Origin of the sequence: Tumebacillus algifaecis (assembly GCF_002243515.1) — a bacterium.
In the GTDB taxonomy this organism is placed as follows: Bacteria; Bacillota; Bacilli; order Tumebacillales; family Tumebacillaceae; genus Tumebacillus_A; species Tumebacillus_A algifaecis.
This window is the reverse complement of the sequence record NZ_CP022657.1, coordinates 2,347,252-2,370,156: the sequence shown is the minus strand read 5'-3', so window position 1 is coordinate 2,370,156 and position 22,905 is coordinate 2,347,252. Positions and strand designations below refer to the sequence as shown.

The following is a 22,905-nucleotide window of genomic DNA, read 5'->3' as shown; positions in this document are numbered from 1 at the left end:
GGCAATTTATTTTTGAGTCGCTTGCTCCAACTCTTGCAGGCACAGCCGGAGACAGCTCGCCACACCTTGAACGGCAGGCTGTTCCATCAGCGTGCTATGCTCCCCTGCTACCTCATGTGTGCTCACGTTTGGTGCGATCTCTCCCCAGCCGAGCGTCGTGTCGAGCACGTAGCCGACCTCTTGCATCGCGATGAATTGGCTGGCGCTTTCCTGTGCGATCAGCAGTGTCAGGTGGCCATCATACGGCTGTGGACTGTAGTTTTGTTGGGCCATGATGTTGTGTTTAAAAACTTGGTAGCCGCGCAGCACCGCAGCCAGATCGAAATCGGGCGGGAAAATTTGGCGCACTCTGCCCTGCTCGAAGATTGCGTCGAGAATCTGCGCTTCGCTCAATTGCTCGCGTTTGGCGATCAATTCGGACAGGTCTTCTCCCAATTGACGAGCCCAGTTCGTGGCAAACATCAAGGCAAAACTTTTTTCGTCCTGTTGCTGGCGATCTTTTTGCCAAGTCGGCATCGCCGTGTCGAGCAGGAACACATCGCTGGTAACATCTCCTTGCGCGCGGAGTTGGCGTGCCATTTCGTAAGCGATCACACCGCCCAGCGACCATCCGCCGAGCAGATACGGGCCGTTTGGCTGCACACAGCGAATCGCTTCCAGGTAGTGCGCCGCCATCGCTTCGATCGAGGTCAGCGGTACTTGTCCTTCCTCTACGCCTTGTGCTTGAAGTCCGTAGACGGTGTGTTCGGCACCGAGTTGGCGAGCCAGTTCGACATACGCGTGCACCATGCCACCGCCGGCGTGCACGAGGAACAGTGCTTGATTGGCAGTGTTGCCTTTCTGCACTTCGACGAGGGACGTTGGCAGAAGTTTTTCGTCCGTTTGCTGCAATGCATCGGCCAAGTGCTCGATCGTGCCGCCTTGGTAGAGCGTTTGCAACGCCAATTTTTGCCCAAACTGCGTTTGGATTTCTGACATCAGTCGCACGGCGAGCAGTGAGTGTCCGCCGAGAGCAAAGAAGTTGTCTTGAATTCCGACCTCGGAAAGACCGAGCAGTTGCGACCAGATCTGCGCGAGGCGGTGTTCGGTCTCGTCGCGCGGTGGGAGGTATTCACTTTTGCGGGCGACATCATTGTCATCAGGTTGAGGCAATGCGCGACGGTTGATCTTGCCGTTTGCAGTCAACGGCAGGGCATCCATGCTGACAAAGGCGGTCGGCACCATATGTGCTGGCAACTTGCTTTGGGTGTACTCGCGCAGGGCGGTTATATCGATCGCACAATCGGGCTTGGCGATCAGGTAAGCAGCGAGACGCTTGTCACCCGGTGTGTCCTCACGTGCAATGACAACCGCTTCTTCGATCGATTCGTGGTTCGAAAGGACCGATTCGATCTCACCGATCTCGATGCGGAACCCACGGATCTTCACTTGGTTGTCGATGCGGCCCAAAAATTCGAGCAATCCGTCCGGACGGAAACGCACCAGGTCGCCCGTTTTGTACAGGCGCGCGTTCGGTTGACCGGAGATGAAGTCTGGCAGGAATGACTTCGCCGTTTTGTCTGGATCATTGAGATAGCCAGGTCCGACACCGATGCCGCCGATGTGCAGTTCACCAGGTATGCCGATCGGCACCGCTTGCATCGACTTATCTAGCACGTACAATTTCATGTTTGGAATCACGCGGCCGATTGAGATGTTGGTTACCTGATCGCTCGGCGGTTCGCTGATGAAATGGTGTGTGACGTCGTCGGAGCATTCGGTCGGACCATATGCGTTGATCAGCCATGCATCCGGATAGTGATCCAGCCATTTGTGGCAGAGTTCAGGCGGCAGGACTTCCCCGTTTGGAATCATCCAGCGCAACGCACTCAGATCTGGCCGGTCCGGATCGCGCAACGCGATCTCGTCGATCATCGCGCGTAGCAGGGAGGGAACGGTCTCGACAATCGTCAGGCGTGACCGATGCATTTCGTCGAGTTGGTTGCTCGGATCGAACGCGATTTCATCTGGCAACACGTGCGTACTAGCCCCGACCATCCAAGCGGTTAGCAACTGCCAGATCGAAATGTCAACACATTGCGAAGCGTTCTGGGCGATGCGATCTTCTGCGGTGACGGCAAGTTCGTCAACTTTTGCCAGCAGATGGTTGAGCATCCCTTTGTGCTCGACCATCGCGCCTTTCGGGCGCCCGGTCGAGCCGGAGGTGAAGATGACGTATGCGCGATCATCAGGAGTGACCGCGTAGTCAGGTACTGAATCGCACTGCTTTTCGACGAACGCTACTGCATCATCAAGGCAGATGATCTGCGCTTGGTGGGTTGGCATTTGATCGACAAATCTGCGGAAGGTCAGCATCACTTGTGGCTTGGTGTCTTCGATCATGAATGCCAAACGGTCCTGTGGGTATTTCGGATCGAGCGGGACGTAGATGCCGCCCGCCTTGAAGATCGCGAGCACGGCGACCGCCCAATCGAGCGTGCGTTCGCCATAGTAGCCGACAAACAGACCTGGTGCGACGCCCTGTGCTTGTAATTGGCGCGCTAAGCGGTTGGAGGCTACTTGCAATTCACGGTAGGTCAAGCTCTCCCCTGCGCAGACCAGCGCGATGCGTTCGGGTGTTTGGCGCGCTTGCTGATCGAACAGCTCGTGTGCGCACAGATGATGCGGGTAGGGGCGCAGATTGTCATTCCAATCGTGCAGCAGTGCTTCTTCTTGTGGTGAGAGAATACGAAGCGATTGCACCGGATGCTCGGCGCCTTGCAGCATCTGGGTGAGCAAGGTCTCGAGATGCAGCGCCATCCGTTCGATGCTGTCATCGTCATAGCGCAGGCGGTCGTAGGCGAGCTTCACGCCGATTTGCTGACCGGGAACGACGATGACGGTGATCGGGTAGTTGGTCAGTTCGCTTGTCGCAGCGGCGGTGATCTTGAGATCTGCCGCGCTGTCAATCGATTCGGCCGCTTTTTCGTCGGCGGGATAGTTCTCAAACACGAAGATCGTCTCGAACAAAGGGACTCCGCGCGGCACGTCGCTCCAAGCTTGTACGTCTAAAAGCGGCGAATATTCGAATTGACGCAGTTCGGTCTGTTGCGATTGCAAGGCTTGCAGATACGAGACGAGAGGCGTTGTTCCCAGCAGATTTTGGCGGATCGGCAACGTGTTTATAAACATGCCAACCATTTTGTCTACCCCTGCGAGATCGGTCGGGCGGCCAGAGACGGTCGTGCCGAACACGACATCGTCTTCCCCACTGTATCGGCTTAGCAACAGAGCCCAAGCGCCTTGCAAGATCGTGTTCAAAGTCAGTCGATGCTGTTTGCCAAAACTCTGTAAGGACTGGGTAAGATCGGCCGAGAGCCGCATTTTTTGCTCCGTAAACCGTCTCTCCCCTGCCCGTAATTCGCTACGGTGCGTTTCGATACGTAGGCTGGTCGGAGCGATAAATCCGGCAAGTCGTTCGCGCCAGTAACGCTCTGCCGCTTGCTCGTCTTGCACTTGCAGCCAAGCGACAAACTCACGATACGGACGAGGCGATCTCTGTGGTAGGGGCTCACCTTGGCCACTCGCTTGATAGGCGGCAAACATCTCTGCGAACACGATCGAAGTTGACCAGCCGTCGAGCAGCAGGTGATGAGACGTCCAGATCAGGCGCTGTTCCTGTTCCTTCATCCGAATCAGGGCGATGCGCATCAGCGGCGCCGCGGTCAAGTCAAAACCGTGCCGAACGTCTTCGCGCAAGAACTCGTGCAAAGACTGCTCTTGCTGTTCTGACGTCAAGTCGCGCCAATCGAGCACCGTAAGCGGCAGAGACAGGTTGCGGAACACCGCTTGCAACGGTTTTGACGATTCGTCCCAGAAAAATGCTGTGCGCAGGATCGGATGGCGCTCAAGGACGCTGTTCCAAGCGCTCTGCAACGCGTCCGCATGGAGTGGGCCTTGCACAGTCAGGTTCAATTGTGTGACATATACCCCTTGGTTCGAAGCGAGCAAGCTGTGGTACAGCATCCCTTGTTGAAGCGGCGAAAGTTCATACAATTGCTCAAGATCGGCCTGTCGGTCGCCCAAGCGGTTCATAAATTGATCGAGTTCGACTTGCAGCACCCGCGCTTCCGGGAAATCGGATGGTGTGTACCCACCTGCTTCTGGCGTCAGACAGTGTGCGATCAAGGTGCGCAGTTCGTCGAGGAAGGCGGCGGCCACTTGTTCGATCGTCTCGGCGTTGTGCAGATGCGTCGAGTAGATCATGTTCAGGCGCAATTGGTCTCCTGCGATCAGTGCGGTGATGTCGAGCAGATGGTCGCGCTTCATGCGTTTGCTGTGTGCGCTACCGCTCTGCTGGCCTGACAGTTGGAACATCGTGTCTGCCGAGGTTGTACCTGCATCGAACTGACCGAGGTAATTGAACGAAATCTCGGGCGTCGGGAGGGCTGCCAGCGCCTGTTGTACGCTCGTATCTGGATGCAAATAGCGCAACATGCCAAAGCTGGTCCCTTTGTTCGGAACGGTGCGCAACTGCTCCTTGACCGCTTTGATCGCGTCGCCCGGCGTTTGGTGCGCTGGCAGTTGCAAGCAAACCGGGTACATAGAAGTGAACCAGCCCACAGTACGGGAGAGATCAACGCCGTCAATGATGTTTTCTCGCCCGTGACCTTCAAAGTTCACAAGCAATGTGCTCTCCCCTGTCCAATTTGCGAATGCTCGAATCAGGGCGGTCAGCAACAGGTCGTTGATTTGCGTGTTGTATGCTTTGGGCACTTCCTGCAACAACCGTATTGTCTCATCGCGGGTTAGTAGCACGGAGACGGTGTGAGCCGAGTCCACCGTATTTTGGTCACCCGTGTGGTCGAAGGGTATTGCTGGAGGCGTGATTTTGGCCAGTCGCAACCAGTGCGTTCTTTCGTTCGCGATCACATCGCTCTGCGCCGCTTCGCACAGGCGGGCTGCCCACTCTCGGAAGGAAGTGGTCTTTAGCGGCAGTTGCATCTGCTCGCCACGCAGAGCCTGGCTATAGAGCGTTTCCAAATCTTCCAGCAAAATGCGCCAGGAGACGCCATCGACGATCAGATGGTGCACGATGAGCAACAGACGTTGCGGACGATCCGCTCCGAAATGGAAGAGCACCGCCTGAAACAGGTGACCGTCCAAATCAAGCCCTGCTTGGTAATGGTCGGCGATCAATTTGAACGATTCTTCCTGCTCGTGCCGCGGTATGTGGGACAGATCGACCGTCACCAGTGGAACCTCTTCGCTCAGGCCATCGTTGAACTGTTGCCAGCCATCTGCTTGCTTGAGATAACGCATGCGCAGCGCGTCGTGATGTTCCAGCAACCGTTTGATCACATCGCGCAACAGCGCTTCCTCCGCCCGCTCTTTCAGGATCAGCAGGAGCGGCAAGTTAAAGTGATGCGCGTCTTCCGGCAATCGGTCGAGGAACCAATGTTGCACTGGCGTCAGCAAGACATCACCAGTCACCAACCCCTGTTCGGCCGAGAGGAGTGTTGCGCCGCTGCTGACCACTTGTGACAGCTCGGCGATCGTCTGGTACTGGAACAGATCTTTCGGCGTGAAGCGAATGCCGCGCTGTGTCGCGAGGTGCAAAATTTGAATCGAAAGAATGGAGTCTCCACCGAGTGAAAAGTAGTTGTCATGTATCCCAATGCGCTCCACTCGCAAGACTTTTGACCAGATCTCTGCTAACGCCTCTTCTGTCTCGTTGCGCGGCGCTTCATAACGGTCGGCCATTTCCCGTCCAGAGTCGGGAGCGGGCAACGCTTTGCGGTCGATCTTGCCGTTGCTGGTGAGCGGGAAAGCGTCCAACATCACAAAGGCGGACGGGATCATGTAGTCTGGCAATTGTGCTTTCAGCAGGGAGCGCAACTTTGCCTGATCAATGTTTGCGGGATCGGCCACGAGATAAGCGACGATGCGCTTGCTACCCGGCAGGTCTTCTCGCACGATGGCGAGCGCTGCCTGCACCGAGGGATGGCGAACGAGCATGGCTTCGATCTCGCCCAGTTCGATGCGGTATCCGCGCACTTTGACTTGGTGATCGATGCGCCCGAGGTACTCCAAGTTGCCGTCTGGTAACAAGCGAGCTACGTCACCTGTCGCATACATTCTTCCATTCGGATCGTTCTGGAACGGGTTGGGGATAAACTTCTCGGCAGTCAGATCGCTCCGTCCCAGATAGCCGCGCGCCAAGCCGTCGCCTGTCAAATAGAGTTGGCCGGACACGCCGAGCGGTACGAGTTGCTTGTGTTCGTCGAGCAGATAGAAGTCTGTGTTGGCAAGTGGTCGTCCGATCGTCGGTGCGGTTGCGGTATCTCGTTCGATTAAACGGTACGTCGAGTAGGTCGTGTCCTCAGACGGGCCGTACAGGTTGTAAACCTTTTGCACCGTCTTGAGTGCGTATAACCGCTGCACCAGATGCAAAGGCAGGGCCTCACCTGCAAGGTTGACCGAACGAACAGAATCGGGAATGGCGTCAATGCGCAGCAGTTCGGTGATGGCGGACGGAACGGTGTTGATCAGCGTCACTTCGTCTTTTGCGGCGAGCTGCGGCAGTTGGAGCGCGCTTTCCGCGAGGATCACTTTGCCGCCTGCCGCCAACGTGACGAACAACTCGTACACGGAGAGATCGAAGCAGATGGAAGTGGAGAACAGCACGCCAGCAAAATCTTCTGCCGCGTATTCTTCCAGTGCCCACTGGATCATCGTCGCGGCGCTGCGGTGTTCGACGGCAACGCCTTTTGGACGACCTGTCGAGCCGGATGTGTAGATCACATAGGCCAGATTGCGCGAGGTTGCCTGAACGACCAAATCGTCTGCCGTATCTGTCTCGACCAGAGGTAAGCAAATCGTTTCCACTTCGTACGGTGGCAATTCGTTGAGCAGATGCTGTTCAGACAGCAGGACGGCCATCTTGGTGTCGTTCATCATGAACAAAATACGCTCTTGCGGATAGGTCGGATCGAGCGGCACATAGGCCCCGCCCGCTTTGAGCACTCCGAGCATCGCGGCGATCATCTGCGGTGTGCGCGTCATGAAGATACCGACCAGAGATTCACTACCGACGCCGATCTGCTGCAGGCGATGGGCGATTTGGTTGGCGCGCTCATTCAGTTCGCGGTAGGTCATCGTCCCTTGTTCTGCGAGGACTGCGATGTGTTCAGGTGTCTTTGCTGCTTGTGCTTCAAACAGTTGATGGATGCACAGATCGGCATACGCGACCTTTTTGCCTTGTCCTTGGCGGAGCATGTGTTCTTGTTCTTCGGTGGACATCAACGGTGCGAGTCCGATCGGAAGGGTCGGATCGGTAGTCACCGCTTCGAGCAACGTTTGGAAATGGGTGATCATACGCGCGATCGTCGCGCTTTCGAACAGGTCGATGTTGTAGTTGAAGCGCCCGACCAGCGTATCACCCCAATCTTCGATCGACAGTTCGAGGTCAAATTTGACGGTGGCGTGGTCGAATTCCAGCGGTTTAACTGCCAAGCCGGGCAGTTTGACGCTATCACCTGTGCTGTGCGGCTGGAGGTTGAACAGCGTTTGGAACAGTGGTGAACGGGAAGCGTCACGCTCCGGTTGTAGCGCGGCGACCAATTTTTCGAATGGGAGATCTTGATGGGCATAGGCGCCGAGCGCCGTTTCACGCACGCGGCTGAGCAATTGCTCGAACGTCGGATTGCCGGAGAGATCGGTGCGCATCACCAGCGTGTTGACGAAAAAGCCGATCATGTTCTCGGTCTCTATGCAGTTGCGGCCAGCGATGGGCGTGCCCACGGCGATGTCCTCTTGGTTGCTGTAGCGCATGAGTAGCACTTGGTAGGCGGCGAGCAAGGTCATGAACATCGTAGCGCCCGCTTGGCGGGACAGGTGTCGCAGGCGCTGGACCGTCTCCCTTGTCAGATGAAACGAAACGGTCGCTCCGCGATGCGTCTGGATCGGAGGGCGCGGGCGGTCTGTCGGCAGTTGCAGCACGTGCATTTCTCCGCTCAGTTGCGCTTTCCAATAGGAGAACTGCTCGTCATACACCTCCCCTTGCAACCAATCGCGCTGCCAAGCGGCAAAGTCGGCGTACTGCACCAGAAGATCTGCAAGCGGCGAGGGCTGATCGAGCTGATACGCCCCATAAAGCGTGGCGACCTCTTGCAGGAAAACGCCCATCGACCACCCGTCTGATACGATATGGTGCAGATTCAACACCAGCACGTGGACAGTCGAATCAAGTTTTAGTAACGAACAGCGCAGAAGTGGGCCTTTGGCGAGATCAAACGGTGTGGACGCTTCCTGTTCCACATACTGTTTCGCAGCCGCTTCTTGCTCGCTTGCGTCTTCCCCGCTCAACTCGACTACAGGCAAGTGGATCGCATATGGCGGGGCGATTTGTTGCACCGCTTGCCCGCCTTTGTTTTCATACGAGGTGCGCAGCGCTTCGTGACGGCGAACGATCTCGGTGAGCGTTCGTTCCAGCGCTGGTCGATTCAACTCGCCGACTAACCGCACGGCAAATGGCATGTTGTAGACGGTAGTGCCTGGGTTTAGATGATCGACGATCCACAGGCGTTGCTGTGCGAAGGACAGTGGCAGTTCCCCAGCCCGGGAGATCGTTTCGATCGGTGGGATCGCCCGTTGTTGCGAAACTTGTTGTTGCGCATGCACCCGTTTGCTGAACTCGGTGATCGTCGGTGCTTCGAACAGCGCGCGCAATTGCATCTGGAGGCCGAAAACTTCATTGATACGTGTCACTACTTGTGTGACGAGCAATGAATGCCCGCCCGCATCAAAGAAGTTCTCGTTCATGCTGACCTGCTGGCGACCTAGGACGTCGGCCCAAATCCCGCCGATGATCTCTTCTAACGGAGTGCGCGTCCGCGCATCGCGGTCCGAATTTTCCCAAAGCGAAGCATCGGGTGTCGGCAAGGCGCGACGGTCCACTTTACCGTTTTGATTCAAAGGCAAGCGGTCGAGCATGACGAAGGCGGATGGAATCATATAGTCGGGCAAACGTAGGTTGAGCGCTTCACGCAATGCCGCTCCGTTCAGCTTTGAGTCGTCTTGGGCTACAACATAGGCGACGAGGCGTTTTTCGCCCGCTTTGCTTGTCGCGGTGACCACGACCGCTTCGTGGATACCGGCTAAAGTGTTCAACGCGGTTTCGACTTCGCCAAGTTCGATGCGGAACCCGCGAATCTTGACTTGGTTGTCGAGACGACCGAGGAATTCGATCGTTCCATCTGTGGTGTAGCGTACCAGATCGCCCGTACGGTACCAGCGAACACCGTCCTGCTCGAGGTATTTTTCCTGCGTCAACTCTGCTTGGAGGTAGTAGCCGCGGCTAACTCCAGGTCCGCCGATGAGCAGTTCCCCAGGCACGCCGAGCGGCGCGATCTGTTGCTTTCGATCGCAAATGCGCAGCTGTGCGTGCGGCAGTGCACGGCCGATGTAGAACTTGTCGATCTGCAGATCACGCGGCACCGCAAAACTCGAACAGATGATCGTGCCTTCTGTCGGACCGTAGAGGATGTGAATCTGGGCATTGCGGAACAGGCTGTGCATCGTGCCGAGCAGATCGGGCGGCACCGCATCGCCACCGATGAAGATCGCGCGCAGGTTGTCGAACGTTTCCGAGGGGATCGCCGCCTCTTCTATCGTTTGCACAATTTGCCGCATCAGGCTCGGCACGGTATGAATCATCGAAAAAGCATGCATGCGCGCTGTTAACTTCGGCAGATCGAGCACCTCGTCGCGAGTCAGCAGGACCGAAGTTCCGCCGCTGAGCAGTGGATTGAGCAGTTCAAACAGTGCAATATCAAATGCGACCGAGGCGATCCACGGCATCACATCGCCTTCTGAGAAGCGAAATGCTGTTTGGCTGGCCTGCAACACGCTGATCAAGTTGTACTGTTCGACCATCACCGCTTTCGGCCGTCCTGTGGAGCCGGAGGTGTAGATCATGTAGGCCAGATCGTTAGGATTGGCATCGGTCGGCAGGTTGTCCGCCGCTTGTTTATTGATCTCGACAGCATCGGTGTCAAGGCGGACGATGCGCCCATTTTGTGCAGGAAGTTTGTCAGCGAGTGATGCTTGGGTGACGAGCACATCGGCGCTGACGTCGTCGAGAATCAGCTTCATGCGCTCTTCTGGAAACGAGGTGTCGAGCGGTACGTACGCCCCGCCCGCTTTGAGAATCCCGAGCACGGCGACGACCAGTTCGACAGAGCGTTCGACAAGCAGGAGCACGCGCACTTCCGCACCGACACCGAGCGATTGCAGATGACGGGCGAGGCAGTTGGCGCGGGCGTTCAATTCAAAGTAGGTCAACGTGCTTTCGTCAGTCTGCACGGCGATCGCATCGGGGGTTTGGGCCGCTTGTGCTTCGAAGCGGCGGTGGGTGCTGACAAACGGCGCGGTCTGCAGATTCGCGTCACCCCATATTTCGAGCTGAGCAAGTTCCCCACTCGTCAGCATCGGAACGTCTTGAACGCGCTGCTTCGGGTGTGTCAACAGGTTGGTCAGGACGGTCAGCAGGTGGCCGAGCAACAGCGTAATCGTACGATCTTCGTAGCGCAGGCGGTCATAAGCCATTTTCACCGCGAGACGTTTGCCTGGAGCAACGCCGAGTGTCAACGGATAGTGGCTGAGCTCACCTGTGCTCATCTCGGTGATCTGCAAGGAGCCAACTTCGCCTACGCCATCAGCCATCTCTTGATTCATCGGGTAGTTCTCAAAGACCAAGATCGAATGGAACAACGGCAGATCGCGTGGCAAGCCGCTCCACGCTTGCACGAGGCTGAGCGGAGTGTACTCGTAGTCGCGCACTTCCGTTTGCATAGCCTGCAAATTTTGCAGACAATGGAGCACCTCCGATGTTGCTGTGAGCTGTGAACGAACAGGTAGTGTGTTGATGAACAAACCGACCATCTCTTCCACCCCAGACAGTTCGGCGGGACGGCCGGAGACGGTCGCACCAAAAGCGACATCTTCTGCACCGCTGTAACGGTGGAGCACGATCATCCACGCGCCTTGCACCAGCGTGTTCAATGTCAGTTGGTGCTTTTTGGCGAGGTGATGGAGGGCGAGCGTTTCCGACTCGGACAGCGCAGCGCGCTGTTCTTCAAACTGCTGCTCCCCTGCCGGCAACCACGTCGTTTGGCGTTCGACGCCGAGCAGGGTCGGTTCGGAAAATCCATGCATGCGCTCTTGCCAGTATGCCTGGGCCGCTTCGAGATCTTGCGCGCCGAGCCACTCGATAAAGTCGCCATATGGGCGAGGCTGGACAAGTTGCCGTTCGTGACCCGTCGCATGCGAGCCGTAGAGGGTGAAAACTTCTTGGAATACATGTTGCATCGACCAACCGTCGAGCAAAATATGGTGTGACGTCCAGACCAAGCGGTATTTGTCCACGGCGGTGCGAATGATCGTCAGTCGCATCAGCGGAGCTTTTGACAGATCGAACCCTTGCGCTTGGTCGCTTTTTAGGAAGATTTCGAACGCCGCTTCTTGCTGAGTTTGGCTATCGTTTTGCCAATCGAGCAGGGTCAGCGGCATCTCGACTTCCTGCAGAACCATTTGCAGCGGATCGCGTCCGCCGAGCGTTTGGAAAGATGTGCGCAAGATGGGATGGCGTTTCATGACGCTCTGCCACGCGCTTTGTAGCGCCACAAGGTTTAAATCGCCTTGCAGCGCGGCCTTGACCTGTGTCACATACACACCCGATGCTTCATCGAGCAGGCTGTGATAGAGCATCCCCTGTTGCAGCGGAGAAAGCGGGTACATCTGTTCCAACTGCTCTGCCTTAACCCCTTGATCGTCAAGTCGAGCGATCAGCATGTTCAATTCGCTCTGTGCGACGTTGGCGAGTGGAAAGTCGGACGGCGTGTAGGTGACGTCGGTTGCCGACGCGCATTGCGCGATAATCGCCTGCAGTTCCTGAAGGAACGAATGAGCCAGACGCTCGATCGTGGTGCGATCGTGCACTTGATGCGAAAAGGTCACGCTCATCCGCAGTTGCCCGCCCGACACGACACCGTTGATCTCCAACAGGTGCGTTCGCTTCATACGCGTGCTTTTGTTGGCCCCGTTTGGTGCACTGGAAAGAATAAAACGCGCATGCGTATCGGACGTGCCCGCTTGGTCGAATTGGCCGAGGTAGTTGTATGACACTTCAGGGAGCGTGCCGTCAGGAAGCGCGGGTGACAAAAGCCCGAAGCCGATCCCCCGGTGGGGCACGGCGCGCACCAGTTCTTTGACCGTTTGCACGGCGCTTCCGAGCTCTTTAGTGGCCGGAAGTTGCACAAGCAGTGGATAGGAGGCGGTGAACCAGCCGACGGTGCGCGAGGTGTCAACATGTTCGAATTGCTCCTCGCGGCCATGACTTTCCATCATCAATAGCAGAGAGCGCTCTCCTGTCCAGGCGCGGAACGCTTCCGCCCAAGCGGTGAGCAGCAAGTCATTGATCTGGGTGCGATACGCTTTGGGCGCGTCTTGTAACAGCCGCAGCGTTTCTGCTGTGCTGAGCAGGACCGAGACGGTGTCGGCGCTCCCGGTCAGGTTTTCACCATCTGTCCGGTCTTTTGGCAGCGCAGTGACGTTCACTTGGAGCATGTTTTGCCAATACGCTTTTTCCTGCAACAGGGAATCGGACTGAGCATGTGCCGACAGGAGCGCCGCCCATTGTTGGAAGGAAGTCGTCTTCGGTGGCAGTTGTATGGCGTGTCTTCCGATGCGCTGTTCATAAGCGGTCTCCAAGTCTTGCAGCAAAATTCGCCACGATACTCCGTCGATGAGCAGATGATGCACGAGGATCGACAAGCGCTCGTTGCGTTCGCCGCCAAATGTCGCATGCACGAAGCGAACCAACGGTCCGGCAGACAGATCGAGGCTCTCCTGCCATGTCGTGGCCATCGCGGTAAACACTGTGTCCTGTTCCGCTTCTGGCACGTCTGAAAAATCGACTTCGGTGAACGGCACGTCCCCTGCTGTTGCTGTGAACTGCTTCCACTCGTCCGCTTCACGGACAAACCGAAGTCGCAGTGCGTCATGATGGCGCAGCAGGTGGTCGATCACGTCGCGCATCGCCACTTTGTCGAGCGGTTCGCGCAGTTCAAACAACAGCGACATGTTGAAGTGATGCGGGTCTGCAAACTGTTGGTCGAAAAACCAGCGTTGAACGGGCGTCAGCAAGACCGATCCGGTCACGAGCCCTTGATCGGCCAGCGTGACCTCATCGTTTGCGATCCTTGCCACTGCTGCCAAGCGCGCGATCGTCTGGTTTTGGAAGAGGTCTTTCGGCTTCAGGCGGATACCTTGTCGGTTGGCGCGGTGGACAATTTGAATGCTTAAAATGGAATCGCCGCCAAGCGCAAAAAAATTGTCATGAATGCCGACGCGCTCCCTGTGCAGCACGGAAGACCAGATCTCAGCTAGCACCTGCTCGGTCGCAGTGCGCGGCGCGGTGTAGGCCTCGCTCGTGTGCGCACGTGCCAACTGTGGTGCAGGCAGTTGTTTGCGGTCGATTTTACCGTTTGCGTTGAGCGGCATCGCGTCGAGCACGACAAACCCGGCCGGAATCATGTATTCGGGCAGACGTTCGCGCAAGTGGCCGCGCACATCTTCCAAGGCGAGCTCCTGCCCTGCTTCTGGCACGACATAAGCGATCAGTTGCTTGTCTCCCCCCTCGCCTTCGAGGACGGTGACCAGCGTTTGCTGAAGCGATTCGTGCTGCGCCAAGACCGATTCGATCTCGCCCAACTCGATGCGAAAGCCGCGAATCTTCACTTGATGGTCGATGCGGCCCAGAAATTCTAACGTGCCATCCACGTGCCAGCGCACGAGGTCGCCCGTCTTGTACCAGCGTTGTCCCTCAAGTGTGGTGAATTTGTCGCGTGTCAGTTCCGCTTGACGGAAATAGCCGCGAGTGACTCCCCGGCCCCCGATCAACAGTTCGCCGGGAACGCCGATCGGTTGCATGCGCCTGGCCGAATCACAGACCCGAAGTGTGGCGTGTTGTAGCGGCGTGCCGATCTGCAAGCGGTTGAGCGCAATATCGCGCGGAACTGCAAATTGTGAACAGATGATCGTGCCTTCTGTCGGGCCGTAGAGCACATGAATCTGCGCGTCTTGAAACACTTCATACATCGCGGTCAGCAAATCGGGCGGCACCGCATCGCCGCCGATGAAGATCAGACGCAGTGCGCGATAAGCGGCAGACGGGATGCCAGTCGCGCGGATGCCCTCGACGATCTGACGCATCAGGCTTGGGACGGTGTGGAGCGCCGTGTAGGTCTGCAGATCGTCGACCAAACGCTCGATGTCCAACACATGATCTTTGGTCAAGACGACAGATGTGCCTCCGCAGAGCAGCGGATTGAGCAGCTCGAACAGCGCGATGTCAAAAGCGGCCGAGGCGATCCACGGCATGGTATCGCCCGTTTGAAACCCGAATTCTTGTTGCGAGGTCAACAGCACGCTGACCAGGTTGCGATGTTCGACCATGACCGCCTTCGGTCGCCCCGTAGAGCCGGACGTGTAGATCATGTAGGCGAGGTGTTCCGGCCTTACGCCGCTGTCAGGTGCTGTGTGTGGCTGTTCGGCGATCACGGCCCGCTCCGTGTCAAGGCAAACCGTTGTCGCATTGTGTTCCGGCAATTGTTCCAACAGAGCGGACTGTGTGAGCAGCAACGGTGCCGCAGTGTCTTCAAGGATCAAAGCAACGCGTTCACGGGGGTAGGCCGTGTCGATCGGAACGTAGGCGGCCCCCGCTTTGAAGATCCCGAGCAGTGCGATCGCGAGGTCTGCCGAACGCTCTACATACAGGCCGATCAGCGTATCGGGGCCAGCTCCCAGCGCGCGCAGGTAGTGCGCGACCTGATTGGCACGGAGATCTAGCTCGCGATAGGTCAGCCGTTGCTCCTCAAAGATCACAGCGATTCGATCAGGCGTGCGCTGTGCTTGTTTGGCAACCAGATCGTGTGCGCAGAGTGGTGCAGGTTCGTGCGCCGCTTGCCTCCCGCTTCCGATTGTGAGAAGCCGTTCTCGCTCCGATTGTGGCATGAGCGGCAAGTCGGCCACTGGGCAGGTGGGGTTGCCTGCAACAGCTTGCAAGAGTGTCTGCAGGTGGCTGGTGAAGCGTGCGATCGTGTCCCGTTCAAACAGATCGGTGTTGTATTTCAAATGGCCGACCAGCCCGTCTGGCGATTCGTGGAACAGAAGCTCGAGGTCAAATTTGGCGGTGATGCTTTCCAGACTCAGTGCGGAAATCGTCAATCCGGGCAGTTCGACAGAGGTCAGCGGCGCATTTTGCAAAGTGAACATCACTTGAACCAAGGGCGAACGGCTCATGTCGCGCTCTACCTGCAACTCGTTGACCAACTGATCGAACGGAACGTCTTGATGATCGTACGCTTGCAGGGCCGTCTTTTTCACGCGTTCGATCAATTCTTCGAATGTCGGGTTGTCTGTCAGATCGGCGCGCATCACCAAAGTCCCGACGAAGAACCCGATCAATGCTTCTGTCTCTTTGCTCGTTCGTCCAGCGATCGGCGTGCCGACCGCAAAGTCCTCCTGTCCTGTGTAGCGTGACAATATGACTTGAAATGCGGCCAATAAGGTCATGAACAACGAAGCGCCGATACGGTTGGAGAGCGTTTGCAAAGTTTCGGTCAACTCGTTGTTCAGCGTGAATCGCTCTTGGGCACCGTTGTGTGTCAGAACAGGTGGACGGGGACGGTCGGTTGGCACCTGTAAGGCGGGCAGATCGGCCAACTGTCGCTTCCAGTAAGACACTTGCTCATCAAACATACTGCCTGCCAAGCGCTGGCGTTGCCAGGCTGCGTAATCGGCATACTGAATTTGCAGTTCGGCGAGCTGTGACGGTCGTCCGGTGGAAAGGACGCCGTACAGCTCGGCAAACTCTTTTAGAAAAACGACGCCGATCGACCAAGCGTCGGAGATGATGTGATGCATGCTGAGCAGCAAGATCTGCTCGCTTGTGCCGAGTTGCAGTAAAGAGAAACGAATCAGCGGGCCTTGGCTCAGATCAAAAGGCGTCTTCGTCTCAGCGATCAGACGCCTTTTCGTTTCCGCCTCTTGTTCTGCCTGCGAGAGGTGTTGGAGATCGATAAAGGCAAGCGGCAGGTGCAGTTCACTTGCGATCAACTGCATCGGTTGTCCGTCATCCTCCCCTTTGGCAAACTTCGTGCGCAGTGTTGCGTGGCGCGCGATGATCGTGTTGAGCGTCGCTTCTAAAGCGAGAACGTCCAAGAATCCGCTCAGGCGCACTGCGAACGGCATGTTGTAGGCGGTCGTACCTTGGTCGAGCTGGTCGAGCACCCAGAGCCGTTGTTGAGCAAAGGAGAGAGGCAGTGGCCCCTCACCGCTCCGTCTGGGGATCAATTCTAGCGCTTGGGTTGGTGTTTGCGCCGCCTGCAAGCGTTTTTCCAGCACAGCGCGTTGTTCCGGCGAAAGTTTTGACATGCGATCCCAGAATCCAGCTTTCGTATCCAATCAAATACCTCCGTCATCCAGATTTAAAATTTCTTCAAACAGCGAGGTTTCGATGATCGCTGACAGCGATTCGACCGTGTGCGCCTGAAACAGGCTTTGCAAGGAGATTTTCAGTTGGAAGGCCGCATTGATTCGCGAGATGATCTGTGTGGCGAGCAGCGAGTGGCCGCCAAGTTCAAAGAAGTTGTCATGGATGCCAACCCGTTCGACGTTTAGCACTTCGCTCCAGATGGCGCAGACCGTCTCTTCGATCGGCGAGCGCGGTGCGACATATTCAACAGTTGACGCTTGAGCTGGAACGGGCAAGGCGCGGCGGTCGATCTTGCCATTTGGTGTCAGCGGCAGTTTCGCGAGCGTCACAAAGGCTGTGGGAATCATGTATTCCGGCAGTTTTTCTTTCAAAAAGATGCGTAGGTTATGGACGCTTAGCTCGCCTCCCACTTTCGGTACGACGTAGGCGATCAGGCGTTGTTCACCTCCTGCGTCGGCACCGAGGATGACCAGTGATTCGCGCACCTCTGGGTGTGTAGACAGCGTGGCTTGGATCTCGTCAAGTTCGATGCGCAGACCGCGTAGCTTGATCTGGTTGTCCAACCGTCCGAGAAACTCGAGGTTGCCATCGGCCAGCAGGCGTGCCTTATCCCCCGTTCGGTACAGCCGCTCCCCATGAAGAAATGGGCTCGCGATAAATTTTTCAGCGGTCAACTCCGGCTGCTTCAGATAACCGCGTGTAACGCCTGCACCGCCCAGATAAACTTCACCTGCTACACCGAGTGGCACCGGTTCTAGAAAAGCGTCGAGCACGTACAGGCGATTGCCGGGGATCGGACGGCCTGCCAGCATCGTCGTGCGCTCGCTCGCCTGGCCGCGAATCGGATGGTAGGTGGACGTCATCGTGCATTCGGTCGGTCCGTACTGGTTGACGACCAGCACTTCAGCGCCAAACACTTGTTGCGCTTGTTGAACCACATAGCCGTACAGGACTTCGCCGCTCACCAGCGCGAGGCGCACGTTCGGGAAGCGGCTTCCTGCCTCCGATGCTGCTTTTGTCAGCGCGTGAAGCAATGTAGGCACGATGCTGAGGATCGCCGTAACCTGCCGCGTTTCGAGCTGTTCGAGCAATGCGGGCGGGTGCTTGGCCACTTCGTCGGGCACGATGACAACTTTTGCTCCGGTCAACAACGGTCCGATCAGATCGCGCACGGAGGCGTCAAAAGAGAAGGAGGCCAGTTGCAACACGGTGTCCTCCGACGTGAGGGCGTAGCGGTCCGCGATGTAGCGCAGATAGTTGACAGCCCCTCGATGCGTGGAGAGCACGCCTTTCGGGTTGCCCGTCGAACCGGATGTGTACGTGACATAGGCAAGCGAGTCCGGAGTTGCCGAATGTTCCAAGTTTTGTTCTGAGCGGTCGTTCAACGCGTGTGGCTCATCGTCGAGCCACAGCACTTCGCCTTCATAGGTGGGCAAGCTCCCGTTCAGCGCTCTGTGGGCAAGCAGTAGATGCGGTTGGGCATCTTGCACCATATAATTCAGGCGCGCTTGCGGGTAGCTCGGGTCGAGCGGCAGATAGGCTCCCCCTGCTTTGAGCACCGCCAGAGCGGCCAGCACCATCTCGGGAGATCGCTCGACCAAAATGCCGACGATGACTTCAGGACCGACCCCTTTTGCCTGCAACAGATGGGCCAGACGGTTTGCGCGCTTGTTCAGCTCGTCGTACGTCCAGGCGGTATCTGCAAAAACGAGCGCGGTCGCATCTGGCGTTTTCTCGACCTGCGCTTCGAACAGGTGCTGGATGCAGAAGCTTGTCTGCTCCTCTTTTGCTGTGTCGTTCCACTCGAAGAGCAGTTGATGACGTTCCTGCGCCGTGAGCAGTGGCGCTTGTAAGACCTTGAGTTCTGGATTGTCGGAGAACGCTCGTAGCAAGTTGGTGAAATGCATGATCATGCGCTGGATGGTCGCTTGCTCGAACAGGTCGGTGTTATAGGTTAAGGTGCCGATTATGCCATCCTCTGCCTCGGAGAGACCGAGCGACAGATCAAATTTGGACACAGGACGGTCAAATTCGAAGTTCGACAAGGACAGATCAGGCAGGTTGACAGTTGCTTGCGGAGTGTTTTGCAACAGAAACATCACTTGGAACAACGGTGAGCGGCTTCGGTCACGCTCCGGCTGCAATTCCTGCACCAATTTTTCAAAAGGCACTTCTTGGTGTGCGTACGCGTCGAGCGTCCGCTCGCGAACACGGGCGAGCAATTCGGCAAAAGTCGGATTGCCGGAGAGGTCGGTGCGCAGGACGAGCGTGTTGACGAAAAAGCCGATCAGTCCTTCCGTCTCCTGACGGTTGCGCCCAGCGATCGGAGTACCGACAGGGATGTCGTCTTGGCCGCTGTAGCGTGCGAGCAGGGTTTGGAAGGCGCACAGCAAGGTCATGAACAGCGTGACGTTGTGGCGTTTGCTCAGCATGAGCAGCGCTTCTGAGAGCTCACGGGTCAGTGCGAACGTTTCGTTCGCCCCGTTGTACGTCTGGACGGCGGGGCGCGGACGGTCGGTCGGCAGTTCCAGCACTGGGAGGGCGCTGAGTTGCTCCTTCCAGTAGCTCACCTGACGTGCGAGGACTTCGCCTTGGAGCCAATCTCGCTGCCACGCCGCATAGTCGGCATATTGAAGCGGCAATTCGGACAGCGGCGACTTCTCCCCTCTGATCTGTGCTGTATACAGTTTGCAGAGTTCCTCCGTGAAGACACCCATCGACCATCCGTCGGAGATGATGTGGTGCATGTTGAGCAGCAGGACGTGTTGATCGTCTGCCATCTGCACCAATTGCAGGCGGATCAGACTGTCCGCACCCAGATCGAAGGGCCGCCCGCCATGCTCCTGCACGAGGCGCTGTAATTCGGCTTCGCGCGCTTCGTCCGGCCAGTTGCGCAGATCGGTATTGAGCAGAGGTTGGGGGTGATATTGCTTGATGATCTGCTGCAGTTCACCGTCTTGTTCGGCAAAAGTGGTGCGCAACACTTCGTGGCGCGAGATGATCTCGCCGATGCTCGCCTCGAGTGCGGAACGGTTCAGCGTCCCATCCAAACGCACCGCATACGGAATGTTGTAGGCGGGAGATCCTGGCAGCAACTGATCGACAAGCCAGAGTCGCTGTTGCGCGAATGACATCGGCAACCGTCCATCGCGGGTCGCTTTGCTCAGCGGAGGGGCTGGCCAATCGTTCCGGTCGGCGCTCACCTGATCAATCCATTCGGCGAGTTGTGCTGGCGTCGAGGCTTCGAACAGGCTTTTCAGCGGCAGTGCGAGGTATAGCGCGCTACTCAACCGAGACACAGCTTGCATCGCCAAAAGCGAGTGTCCGCCAAGCTCAAAGAAGTTGTCGTGAACGGAGATCTTATCGATGTGCAGAATGTTCGACCAGACTTTTGTGATCAAGGTTTCCGTTTCGTTGCGCGGTGCGGTGTACTCCCCGCTGTTCTGGATGAATTCAGGTTTGGGCAGCAGGCGGCGCTCCACTTTGCCGTTGGCGTTAAGTGGCAACGTGTCGAGGATGACAAAGGCAGATGGAATCATGTACGCAGGCAATCGTGTTTTGAGAAAGGCGCGCACGGCACTTGCTGGCAAGGGTTCGGATGGCAAGACGGTCAAGTAGGCGGCGAGGCGTTTGTCGCCGGGCATGTCTTCGCAGACGATGACAGCCGACTCTCGTACAGATGGGTGCTCGGTGAGCGCCGCTTCGATTTCTCCGAGTTCAACGCGGAAGCCGCGGATTTTCACTTGATTGTCAAGTCGGCCAAGAAACTCGAGCGTGCCGTTTGGCAACCAGCGCACGAGGTCACCCGTTTTGTACAAGCGCTTCCCTTTCGCAAACGGATGGGCGACAAATCGCTCCTCCGTCAGGTCAGGACGGTTCAGGTAGCCCAAGGCCAAGCCGTCTCCACCGATGTAAAGCTCACCTGGCACGCCGCGTGGTACGAGCTGATGAAACGCATCGAACACGTATGCGGTCGTGTTGGTGATAGGGCGACCGATCGGTACGGACCTTTGGGGATCGTCTGAGCTCGACACCAGATGCGTGCAGGCGAACGTAGTGCTTTCGGTCGGACCGTAGCCATTGATCAGCTTGGTGTTCGGCAGATGCGAGAGCGCTTTCTGCACATGTGTGACGGAGAGCGCGTCCCCCCCTGCCAGCAGAAAATGGAGCCCGGACAGGTCTTCGAGGCGTTCATCGATCATCTGATGGAACAAACCTGCGGTCAGCCACAGTACGCTGATGTTTTCTTGACGTATCACCCGTCCGAGTTCAGCCAGCGTCGGCAGTTCGGATGGATAGATGACCAGACGTGCTCCGTTGAGCAGTGCGCCCCAGATTTCGAACGTGGCAGCATCAAAAGAGATCGAAGCGAATTGCAAGAACACCTGTCGTGCGTCAAATGGTAGATAGTCGGTCTCTTTGACGAGCCGGATGACCGCGCGATGTGGGATGCAGACACCTTTGGGCAGACCGGTCGAGCCTGAGGTGTACATGACATAGGCGAGCTGTTCCGGATCGGATTCTGATCGTGGCTCTTCCCTGCTTTCTCCAGACACGTCTGCTACGATCGTCTCCCACAGGAGCAGGTTTTGCAGATTGGTCGGCAATCTTTCGCACAGATGCGCCTGTGTCAACAGCGCTGAGACCGTGGAGTCTTGGGCCAGATAGGCCAAACGATCGGCTGGGTAGGCTGGGTCGATCGGCACATAAGCCGCGCCTGCCTTGAGAATCCCGAGCATGGAGATGATCATTTCGATCGAGCGTTCCATGCAGAGACCGACGCGCGCTTGCGGAGTAACTCCTTGCTTTTTCAGAAAATGGGCCAACTGGTTGGCGTGTTCGTTCAGCTCTCGGTACGACACCTTGACGTCGTCAAATGTTACGGCGATGTGATCGGGCGTTTGTTCCGCTTGAGCGGCAAACAACCGATGGATCGTCTCTTGCGGATAGGCGGTAGACGTATCATTCCAGTCGATCAGCAATTGCTGGCGCTGTGTGTCCGACAAGAGGGTCAGATCGGATAAGCGTTGCGAACTGTCGCTTGCGAGGCTTGCGAGCAAGGTTTGGAAACTGTCGATCATCAGCCGTATCGTTTCTCTGCCGAATAGGTCGGTGTTGTAGCTGAAAGTTCCGCATAAGCGCCCATCGCTTTCGTTCAGTTGCAAGGAGAGGTCAAATTTGACCATGTTGTAATCGAACTCGACGGGGCTGATGGTGACACCTGGCAACTCGATGTGTCCTTGCGGTGCATTCTGCAAGGCGAACAGCACTTGGAACAAAGGAGAACGACTCAGGTCGCGCTCCGGTTGCAGTTCTTTGACGAGTTGTTCGAACGGCAGATCTTGGTGTGCATAAGCTCGGGATGCCGTCTCACAGACGCGCGCGAGCACATCGTCAAATGTCGGGTTGCCCGACAGGTCGGCGCGCATCACCAGCGTGTTGACGAAAAAGCCGATCAGTCCTTCCAGCTCCTCGCTGGTGCGCCCGGCGATCGGAGTGCCGACCGCGAAGTCTTCTTGCCCGCAATAGCGGGCAAGGAAGACTTGAAAGGCGGCAAGCATCGTCATGAATAAGGTCACTTCCTGCTGTTGGCTCAAGTCGCGAAGCTGGGACACAACCTGTTGAGACAGTTCAAAGCTTTCGGCCGCTCCCTGATACGTTTGCATGGGCGGACGTCGAAAGTCGGTCGGCAGCTGCAGCGCGGTCAGGTCGGAAAGTTGGTCTTTCCAGTAGCTCATTTGCTTCTCTTGAACGTCGCCTTCTAGATATTCGCGCTGCCAGACTGCGTAGTCGCCATATTGGATCGGCAGGTCGGGCAGTGAAGACGGTTGCCCTGCTATGATCGCGCGGTACAGCGCGATCAACTCGCGCATCAGCACGCCACATGACCAGCCATCGGAGATAATGTGATGCATGGTGAATAGCAGGACGTGGTCTTCGGCACTGAGGCGAAGCAGTTGGGCGCGAAGCAAGGGCCCTTTTTGCAGATCGAACGGAGTGTTCGCTTCATTGCTCGCCAGCTCTTTGACCATCGTTTCTAACTCGGCAGCCTGGAGCTGAGGCAGCTTGACCAGCGGCAGTTGAAAATGGGAGGAAGGCGAAACGACTTGTAGCAATTGTTCTGCTTCCACATCGAATGTCGTGCGTAAAACCTCATGGCGCGAAATGATCTCTCGAATGCTCGCCTCCAGCGCCTGATGATGCAGACATCCTGAAAAACGGACTGCAAACGGTATGTTGTAGAGCGCATGTTCGGAGAGCAATCGGTCGATAAACCAGAGCCTTTGTTGCGAAAACGAAGCGGGCAAGAGGTAGACATCCTCTTCAGTTTGCAAAATGTCAGTTGGGGTTGTTTCTGACATAGCTCG

2 protein-coding genes are annotated in these 22,905 nt (G+C 57.0%); both read right to left on the bottom strand.

Features of this window, described 5'->3' with window-relative positions; genetic code table 11:
• Positions 1–6 precede the first annotated feature (6 nt).
• Positions 7–16,506: a non-ribosomal peptide synthase/polyketide synthase gene (locus tag CIG75_RS10315; RefSeq protein ID WP_094236594.1), complete on the bottom strand. Its 16,500-nt coding sequence runs from the start codon at positions 16,504–16,506 to the stop codon at positions 7–9.
• Positions 16,507–22,899, bottom strand: a complete 6,393-nt coding sequence (locus CIG75_RS10310; protein ID WP_094236593.1) for a non-ribosomal peptide synthetase — start codon at positions 22,897–22,899, stop codon at positions 16,507–16,509.
• Between the last annotated feature and the right edge of the window lie 6 nt (positions 22,900–22,905).